2 protein-coding genes are annotated in these 2672 nt (G+C 42.9%); both read right to left on the reverse strand.

Annotation, left to right across the window (positions count from 1 at the left end):
- Positions 1-2547: hsp70 family protein (locus HGJ91_RS05770; protein ID WP_291346755.1), on the reverse strand; the 2547-nt coding region annotated here is incomplete at its 3' end.
- A 29-nt stretch (positions 2548-2576) separates the two neighbouring features.
- Positions 2577-2672: DUF2760 domain-containing protein (locus tag HGJ91_RS05775; protein WP_291346756.1), on the reverse strand; the 96-nt coding region annotated here is incomplete at its 5' end.

Genomic DNA, 2672 nt, shown 5'->3' on the forward strand with positions numbered 1-2672 from the left:
TTTTTTATGCCATGATTTCTTCATAACCTGATTTATCCATTTGATGATCTCTTTAGCCGGGACCACCCTGTCAACAGATCCATATAATAATTCTCTGGCCCCCAGCCGTGACAGCACCCAGAACATATTATCCTGTTTTTTACCCGGCTTAAGTATGGGGAGAAGAAATTTGGCCAGCACAACCTTATCCTTGACCAGAAGCCTTTCCATATTTCCGGCAGCCATCCACAATTCAATCTGCTCCCGGGGGGATAATTTAGTCTTTCCATTTTTACCTTTTATTAATACGGATGCGGTGGCCTGGAAAAACTGCCGCTGTTGTCCTGCTTTCAGGCCTGCCGCTATTCTCCGGATAAAAATCCACCATTCAAGCCTGTTCTGGATTATTTTTTCAAACTTCATACCGGAAAGATAAATCTTCCACAATCTCCTTGCCCGTTCCTCATCAAAGGCATCTCCAAACCCGGGGCGCATGCAGAATCCTGTCAAATTAAGCCATCTTGCCTCATGCCCGGCTGAATACTTCCGTGTATTTTCAAGCTCTATGAGTTTGTCCGCAATGCTGCGCAAAAATGACAACGGCCAGTTTGATTTTTTCTGTGCAACTATTTTTTCAATCTGCCTGACAATGCTTTTAAGCGCACCGTCCTTGTCAGATTTGTCTGTAAATACTTGATGAACCCGATTGCAGGTATCTTTTATCAAATCCTCATCATATACTTCAGTTTCGCTGGAGTTAACACCTTTACCCGGATCTCTCAGCTGAAACTGCAATTTCCATTTATGATCGCTCACACCAGAATGACAATACATGGAAAGTGTCCCCATTTCCGTATATTCCGCCCCGATTGTCACAGGAATGATTTTTCTCTGGCCATTTTTTCCAAATTTAATAATCGTCTGGATCGGGGTCATTGAAGAAAAGGAATCATCAACAGCAATAATATCACCGGCTTTGTCACCGGATCGATAACTGGAATAGTAAATATCAAAACTTACCGGTTCATTGGCCCTTACTTCATATTTCATTTGGGTAAGGTCTATGACAGAGCCTTCATCCAGCCCTCTTTCAACGATACAGACAGCTTTGGAAGAATTTTTTTCTTTATCTGAAACCCCGATATAATAACTTCGCGGACTGCCACTGCCAACCTTGACCCCTTTGCCCTGCTTGACAAGGCCATAATAGGAAGCACCAATCCCGACTGCCAGCTCCGGAATCTGATTCTCCAGGATTTGAGGCAGCTCTGATTCGCCTGCATTAAACCATTTTCCAATGGCCTGCCGTATCCTTTCCTGGACAAGAACAGGTTTAAGGGTACCCCCATTAAATAAAATAAAATCCGGCAAAGGATCTTTTGAAAGATTTTTTTTGACATCCTCCCTGTGATTTTCCAGAAATCGGATGATATGCCGGGTAACAGCAGACTCTTTTTCAAACGGAAGACCAAAATCAGTGATTTCCTTGCCAGAGTCAATATTTAAACTTTGAGTGGATTCAACATAGGGATAAAATTCATCCAGCAATATGGTTTCAACATCCTCCCTGGTTAAATCTGCGGCAAGAGTCCCTGAAATTAATGACCGGCCTTCACCCTTGATGGTTATCCTCACGGATTCCTCACCTTTGTCCAGTATTTTTTCTTTGGCTTCCCTGCATCGATAACACAAGGTCTTCCATTTATCCAAAGTTAAGTCGGCTGTTGATTTAAATTTTGCCTCAACTTTTCCGGCCAGTGCCAGATCAATATTATCCCCCCCCAGAATTAAATGATCTCCCACAGCAATACGTTCAAATCTGGGGCTGCCTTTGGATTCTTTAAGGCTGATTAAACTGAAATCCGTTGTCCCTCCGCCAACATCACAAACCAGTATCAGGTCATCGGCCTTGACATGCTTTTGCCAATCCGTTTCATGATTGATCAGCCAGCTGTAGAAAGCTGCAAGCGGTTCTTCAAGAAGGGTTACAAAAGAACCAAACCCGGCTGTTTTCACGGCCTCCATGGTCAAATCCCTTGCCGCTTCATTAAAGGAAGCCGGAACTGTAATCACCACAAATTGATTTTCAAGAAACTGGTCTTCATCCTTTACATAGTGATTCCATGCATTCCTGATATGCAGCAGGTATTCCGATGTGGCTGCTACAGGTGAAACTTTTTCAAATCCTTCAGATCCCCAGGGCAGTATTTTTGCCTTTCTGTCGGCCGTTTGATTGCACAGCCAGCTTTTTGCAGAAGAAACAAGCCTGGAAGGTATTTTAGACCCGTGATCCCTGGCAAACGTTCCGGCAAAAAGATCTTCTCTTTTTTTCCATGGGTGCTTGAGCATTTTTTCTGAAATATCATATTTACCCGGGATATATAAAAAGGAAGGAAGAACCGGAACCTTTGTAAACTCGCCATGTCCGGTTAATTGAGGAACATTAAAAACTTTAACGGATTTTTCTTTTCCGTTCTGTTTTTTTGCAGCCATATCCACATATGAAACAGCAGAATTTGTTGTGCCTAAATCTATGCCGATCACATATTGTTTGTCTTGAAAATCCAACGTATCTCCTGAAAAAAGAGTTCCTTATCTTATTGTATCTCAACCTCTGCGGGGATAATAACCGTGGCATCCTGAATGTCTGACAGTTTGGGGATTTCTTTTTTCCCGGCCTTCCATCCCCTGTG

It is taken from the genome of Desulfobacula sp. (assembly GCF_014237455.1).
In the GTDB taxonomy this organism is placed as follows: Bacteria; Desulfobacterota; Desulfobacteria; order Desulfobacterales; family Desulfobacteraceae; genus Desulfobacula.